The sequence below is a fragment of the Streptomyces sp. NPDC059895 genome (assembly GCF_042731035.1).
In the GTDB taxonomy this organism is placed as follows: Bacteria; Actinomycetota; Actinomycetes; order Streptomycetales; family Streptomycetaceae; genus Streptomyces.
This window is the reverse complement of the sequence record NZ_JBHWKO010000023.1, coordinates 21,619-27,644: the sequence shown is the minus strand read 5'-3', so window position 1 is coordinate 27,644 and position 6,026 is coordinate 21,619. Positions and strand designations below refer to the sequence as shown.

The 6,026-nt window shown below is 70.0% G+C and carries 7 protein-coding genes and 1 pseudogene; 5 read left to right on the top strand and 3 right to left on the bottom strand.

Translation table 11 applies throughout. From position 1 onward, the window contains the following. Nucleotides 1–559: 559 nt before the first annotated feature. Entirely contained in the window at nucleotides 560–1,189 is a 630-nt protein-coding gene (locus tag ACFV9M_RS24665; protein ID WP_385076912.1) for a hypothetical protein, read from the top strand. Between the two features lie 100 nt (nucleotides 1,190–1,289). On the opposite strand, the gene ACFV9M_RS24660 is transcribed toward ACFV9M_RS24665, so the two are convergent. Further along, entirely contained in the window at nucleotides 1,290–2,330 is a 1,041-nt protein-coding gene (locus ACFV9M_RS24660; RefSeq protein WP_385076911.1) for a LacI family DNA-binding transcriptional regulator, read from the bottom strand. A gap of 249 nt (nucleotides 2,331–2,579) precedes the next feature. Between ACFV9M_RS24660 and ACFV9M_RS24655 the strand changes: the two are divergent. After that, a pseudogene (locus ACFV9M_RS24655) lies at nucleotides 2,580–3,038 on the top strand (Tn3 family transposase); the annotation flags it as partial. Between the two features lie 228 nt (nucleotides 3,039–3,266). On the opposite strand, the gene ACFV9M_RS24650 reads toward ACFV9M_RS24655, so the two are convergent. Then, nucleotides 3,267–3,581: a putative quinol monooxygenase gene (locus ACFV9M_RS24650; protein ID WP_385076923.1), complete on the bottom strand. Its 315-nt coding sequence runs from the start codon at nucleotides 3,579–3,581 to the stop codon at nucleotides 3,267–3,269. Nucleotides 3,582–3,692: 111 nt separating this feature from the next. Here ACFV9M_RS24650 and ACFV9M_RS24645 point away from each other — a divergent pair, with 111 nt between their 5' ends. Further along, nucleotides 3,693–4,391 (top strand): TetR/AcrR family transcriptional regulator, encoded by a 699-nt coding sequence (locus tag ACFV9M_RS24645; RefSeq protein ID WP_385076917.1) that lies wholly within the window; start codon nucleotides 3,693–3,695, stop codon nucleotides 4,389–4,391. Nucleotides 4,392–4,550: 159 nt separating this feature from the next. Here the strand turns inward: ACFV9M_RS24645 and ACFV9M_RS24640 are convergent, their stop codons facing one another. Further along, a complete protein-coding gene (locus ACFV9M_RS24640; protein WP_385076909.1) occupies nucleotides 4,551–5,084 on the bottom strand; it encodes a helix-turn-helix transcriptional regulator in 534 nt (177 codons plus the stop codon). On the opposite strand from ACFV9M_RS24640, the gene ACFV9M_RS24635 reads away from it, so the two are divergent. Together ACFV9M_RS24635 and ACFV9M_RS24630 are read left to right on the top strand one after the other, a co-directional pair. Continuing rightward, the gene (locus ACFV9M_RS24635; RefSeq protein WP_385076906.1) at nucleotides 5,079–5,309 is read left to right on the top strand and encodes a hypothetical protein; all 231 of its coding nucleotides are present in this window, start codon (nucleotides 5,079–5,081) and stop codon (nucleotides 5,307–5,309) included. The two genes, ACFV9M_RS24640 and ACFV9M_RS24635, sit on opposite strands and share 6 nt — an antisense overlap. Nucleotides 5,310–5,551: 242 nt before the next feature. Next, nucleotides 5,552–5,806 (top strand): hypothetical protein, encoded by a 255-nt coding sequence (locus ACFV9M_RS24630; RefSeq protein ID WP_385076904.1) that lies wholly within the window; start codon nucleotides 5,552–5,554, stop codon nucleotides 5,804–5,806. The last annotated feature ends 220 nt before the right edge of the window (nucleotides 5,807–6,026 follow it).

Genomic DNA, 6,026 nt, shown 5'->3' with positions numbered 1-6,026 from the left:
GGTGCGTCAAGGAGGGCCCGCGCAAGGGAGCGGGTCCGGCGGCCAAGGCGCCGGCCGACGGCGCGAGCGCCGGCGATGCCGGCGCGGCCACCGGTGACGGCGGGCCGGCCCGGGCGCGGGAGCGAGACGAAATCGCTCCCGCGCCGGACGCCTTTGGCGTTGTGTAAACGCTTTATCTGCGATCCCCGCCGAGCAAGCCCTCCCTGTCAGTTGCGACGTGCAGTATTGACGCGTACCTGACCTGGTGGTTGCATCGAGATGTAAACGCTTTAACTCTCCCGTCACGCAACCGACACAGTGACCGTGCGGCCGGGCCCGGTGCTCGTCTCGCCCGACCCCCCACCCCATCTGTCGGTGACGGCAGGCGGTCAGCCTTCCCGGGCGCAGATCCTTCGCCGACCCGCACTTGGCTCCGGCACGCACCGGCTCACGCGCGCAACGCGCGTGAACGTGCCTGTCCTCGTGCCGGTGCGGGGGCCCGGCGGTCGGGAAGCACCTTCGGGCCGGCGGTCACGCGCCGGCCTTCTCTCCGAAGCACATGGCAGCAGGGAGAAACCCCATGCGAGACCCACAACGACGGCGTGCCCGACGCCTCGCCGTCACCGCGTCGACCGCCACGGCGCTGGTCCTCTGCCTCACCCAATGGGGCGCCGCGCCCACCGCACCCGTGACGGAGACGTCTCCGGCGGCGGCGCAGGCCGCCGCGGCCCGGCCGATGGAGAACCTCGGCCGAGGCGTCGTGGCCGTGCGATCCAGCAGCACGGAGGTGCTCGTCACCTGGCGTCTGCTGGGCCTGGACCCCCAGGGCATCGGTTTCAACGTCTACCGGTCCACCGACGGCGGCGAATACGTCAGGATCAACGATCAGGTCCTCACCGACCGCACCAACTACGTGGACTCCACGGCGGACCTGACCAAGGCGAACCGGTACCGGGTCCGCCCGGTGATCGACGGCGCGGAGCGCGCGGCGAGCGGGTCGTTCGTCCTCTCCGCGAACCACGCCCAGGAGCCTGCGGTGCGGGTGCCCCTGCGCGACGGCGGCCCGGTCAAGTTCGTCTGGGTCGGCGACCTCACGGGCGACGGCGCCATGACCTTCAAGGGCTACATGCAGTCCCACCACGTCGACTACTACCTGGGCGCCGGCATGTCCCGTCCGCCGCGGCCGGACATCAGGTACGTCGGTCGGTGACCGGCCCGGGCACGGGGACCGGCGGCACGCTCATCCGCCGTGTCCCCGTGTCCCCGTGTCCCCGCGTCCCGTGGCCGGCGACGAGGGGCGAGAGGCCCGCTCACTCCGCCGCTGCGGGGAGCCCTGGGACCGCGTTCTTCGAAGGCGCGGCGACAGTGTCGCGGGAGACCAGCCGGGTCCCCAGCAGCAGGTGCCGGGGTGTGCCGGGCCTGTCGGTCTCCAGCGCCAGACGCACGGCGGTACGGCCCAGCTCCTTGTGCTGGACGTGGATGGTGGTGAGGCCGATGTCGGCAGCCGGTGGCAGGTCGTCGAACCCGGTGAGCGAGACGTCGTCCGGGATGCGCAGGCCCCGCCCGATCAAGGCTTGACGGGCGCCCGCGGCGATCTGGTCGTTGGCCGCCATCACGGCGGTGAAGTCCCATGGGCCGGTGGCGAGTCGCTCGTTCATCATGCGGAAGCCCTCCTCGCGGTCCATGGTGCCGTCGACCTCCAGCCCCGTCTCGAGCGGTAGGCCGTGGGCCTTCAGCGCGGCGCGATAGCCCTCGATCCGGCTCTCCGGCGTGGAATACCCGGCACGCCGGCCCAGGAACAGGATGCGGCGGTGTCCGGCCTCGACGAGGTGGTTCGCCATCGTGAAGGCACCGCCGGTGTTGTCGTACTCCACGACGATGGCCGGCACGTCCGGACCGAGCGAGGGCCTGCCGCACAGCACCAGATGACAGCCGACCAGGGCGAGGGCGCGAGCGTACGGCACCATGCGCTCGCGGTAGGCGTCGTCCGCGACGACGTTCCCCACCAGGATCAGGGCCTCGGCGTGCCGCTCGCGCATCAGTCGTACGAGCGCCAGCTCCTGCTCGGGGTCGCCACCGGTGGTGCCGACCAGGCACACCCGCCCCGCCTGGGCCGCCTGCTCCTGCACCCCCTGGGCGACGTGTGCGTAGTGCGGTGAGGCCACCGAATTGACCACGATGGCCACATTCTTCGGCTGCACGCCGGCCAGTCCGCGGGCGTGGGGGTTCGCCACGTAGTCGAGCTCGCGCACGGCGCGCATCACCCTGCTGCGGGTTGCGGGCGCGCTGGGGTAGCTGCCGGAGAGGATCCGGGAGACGGTGGCGACCGAGACGCCGGCGTGCTGCGCCACGTCGCGGATCGTCGCCGGGCGATCTCCGTCCTTGGGAGCGGGGCGGCGGACCATCCACCCTCCTGCCGTCGTCGGCGACTGCGTAAGCGTTTCAGCTCGGGAGTATGGCACGCCGGCCCGTCGGTATCGGTATCGTCGGCTCGGGTCCACGCGACGCCGACCCGACCGGGGCTGTTTCGCCGCCTGTCCCCCTCCGGGGCGAGTGGCGGTTCCCGCCGACCTCACCACCGGCTACACCCGCTGCGTGAGATGAGCCGAACTGCGGCACGGCGTTCTGGCACTCGCACCTGTGGGGCACACTGGAGGCGACGCCGGACCTCACCCGGCAGTGGCAGACCCTGGTGCATCGCATCCGCGGCCAACTGCCCTTTCACGTGGTCCGGTTGGCGTGGTCCGGTTGGCGTGGGGGACTTTGCAACGCCCTGGCACCTGATGAAGATGGCCGTGTCCGTACGCGAGGGCGCTATTTCCTCCTCGACGCTGCTGAAGCGGCTGCGGTCGGGCTCGCACAAGAACTCCACCTACACCGCGTTTCGCGAGGTCGGCCGCGTGATCCGCACGGTGCAGCTGCTGCGTTACCTCTCGGACGCGCCGCTGCGCCGCCGGGTGACTGCGGCGACGAACAAGGTCGAGTCGTGCAACCGGTTCTCCCAGTGGGTCGGCTTCGGCAACCAGGGCGTCCTCGCCGACAACGACCCCATCGAGCAGAAGAAGGTGGCTTTGTTTACGAGTTCCGCCAGCAGATGTACGGCAGTTTCGACAGCACGCAGACAGAGGTGCTGTTCGATTGACGGACTGCACCGATTGAGGACGTCGCTTCTCGAGCGGCCGCCGAAAAGGTCTGCCAAGAGCGCGGCTCAGGGGAGCGGTCGGGGCGAAGCGCGGGTTGCCCGCAGGGGGCGGCGCCCCCTGCGGGCAGAGGGCTTCCCGATCTGCTCAGGCCGGGTCGGCGGGCAGGACGGAGTAGGGGTGGACCTCGATGCGCATGGGCGGTTCGGCGAGCAGGCCGATGATCTCGTCGCGCAGTTCGTCGGCCAGGGGGCTGTTCTCGTAGGCGGCCTTCGCCTCGTGACTGCGGAACACCTCCATGTTCCACAGCACGTCGGGGTCGTCGTCCTCGCGGGCAATGATGAACCGGTCCGAGGCTCCCGACTTCTCCATTCCCACGGTGGCCAGCTCGAAGAGCTTCTCGCCGAGTCCGGGCTTGGCACGCATCTTGATGATGTACGCGGGCTGGTCCTGTACGTCCATGGCGTACTCCTCCTGTGTCGCGTCAGGGTTCCAGCACGCACCGGCGCTGACCCTGGAACGTTGTTCCAGAGTGAGAATGGAACGGCATTCCAGTCATGTCAAACTGGCCGTGTGACACCACCAACGACAAAGAAGACCGAGCGACGTGCCGGCGCGCTCTCCCGCGAACGGATCGTCGAGGCCGCCATCGACGTGCTCGACACGGCTGGTGAGAACGGCCTGACCTTCCGGGCCCTGAGTGAACGCCTGGCCACCGGTCCTGGCGCGATCTACTGGCACGTGGCCGGCAAGGCCGAGCTGCTGGCTGCGGCCGCCGACCGGGCCGTCACCCTCTCAGTGGCCACCGAACCCGCCGACGGGCCGGCCGGCGGGCTACACGCCACCGCCCTGGGCCTTTTCGACGCGATGGCGGGGCACCCTTGGCTCGCTTCCCAGCTCACCGCCCAGCTCTCCCACAACCCTGCAGGTCCGGCGACGACGCGCCTCTTCGAGGCCATCGGCCGACAGGTCCGAGCGCTGGGCGCTCCCGCGAGTAGCTGGTTCATCGCGACGACCGCGCTCCTGCACTACATCCTCGGCGCCGCCAGCCAGAACGCCGCGAACGCCGAACGTGCGCGCGGTCTCGACCCGGATACCGAACGCGGTGCGTACCTCGGCACTGTCGCCGCGGCGTGGAGCCGGCTCGATTCGGAGGACTACCCCTTCACTCGGGCGGTTGCGGAGCAGGGGCTCGAACATGACGACCGGCTGCAGTTCATCGCCGGCATCGACCTCATCGTTGCAGGCATCCTGAGCCGGCAGGCACACTGACCCGCACCTGCTGACGGCCGCGGCGGGCCTCCGTCTGTTTCACTCTGCTCAGCAAGCGCTGTTCGAGTCTGAACGCTCCCTGGGTGCTGTCGAGACTGGCATACATCCGCTGTCGGAACTCGTGAACAAATCTGATGCAACCGGTCGTTGCGCAGCGTGTCATGCCGTGCGGTAGGCGGCGGGAGTGATGCCGTAGGTGCGGGTGAACCATCGAGTGAGGTGGGCCTGGTCGGCGAAGCCGGCCTCGGCGGCAGATGTTGCCGGTGTCATCCCCTCGGCGAGGAGTGCGCGGGCTCGGCGCAGCCGCAGATCGCGCTGGTAGTCGCTGGGGGCGAAGCCGTACGCGGTGCGGAAGCCCCGGTACAGCGTGAAGCGGCTGCATCCGGCCGCTCGCGCCAGGTCGTCGGCGGAGATGTTGTCGGCGAAGTGCTGCCGCAGCAGACGGCGGGCCCGTCCAGGGCGGCGAGGTCCGTGCGGCCCGGCCGGTCCGGCACAGGTGTGGGCTTCGTCGACGCGTGACGGCTCAGGAGCTCTACGACCAGAAGCTCGCCCGCCTTCCCGGCGTCCAGCGCCTGACAGCTGCAGAAGCGAGGAGCAGCGTGGCCGATCTGGTCTTCCAGCCGCCTCCACCCGCTGGAGCGCCCGAAGTCCGGCGGCCTCCTTGCGTACGCGCGGCCGGGCGACACCGTGCACATCTCCGAGATGTTCCGCCTGGTCCGAGGCACAGGCCACATTCTCGACGTGCTCGACATCCTGCACCGCGACCGCCTCGCCCTGCGTATCCACGACGGCGCGTTCTCCGCGATGGACCTCACCGCCCGCCACCCGCGCACCGGCGAGCTGCTGTCCACCGTGAAGTTCATGGTGCAGACCCTCGCCGCCGCCGGCGAACTCCAGCGAACCTCCAGCGAGAGCTGACGTACGACGGGCTGCGGGCCGCCGAGGCCAAGGGCAACAAGGGCGGGCGCCGCCCGGCCGTCAAGGCCGAGCTGGTCGACGCCGTACGTACCGCATACCTGGAAGGCTGCTCCATCGCCGCGCTCGCCCGCGAGCACGGCGTCAGCCGCAGCGCCATCCGTACCGCCGTCGCCGACCTCCTGCCCGACTACACGGCCGCCGACCCAGGCTCCCCGGTCCCGGAAGCGCCGGTCGTCCTCGACATGCCGGGCAAGGTCGCCGACTTCCTCCGCGCCGCCGAACTGGAACCCGCCGAGCGCGTCACGCTCGACCAGGGCGTGACCGTACGGCGCGGCCAGGGCTACACCCTGCGCGTCACCGCCGTACCCGCGGTCCACCGCCAACTCCTCGACCGCTGCAAGGGCCTGGACGGGGCCGGAGCCATTCCGGCACAGCGCAAGGTCCGCCGCGAGTACGAGAACCGCGTCAACGCCCTCGGGGCTCACGCCGGGAGCTGAAAAGACCCACCAAGATCAAGAACTGGCGGCTCTTGGGCTTACCTCGGAACCGGCGCGAATCACATCTGATGCGAACTGGTGGCACCTTGTGGCGCGTTGGTCGATCGGGCATAAGGAACCCGCTGATCAGTGATTTGAGGGTTCACCGTGTGCCTGACGAGACGGTAGCGGACAGGACAGGCTGTGCCGGCATCGTTCCGCTTCACACGATCGGATGGCT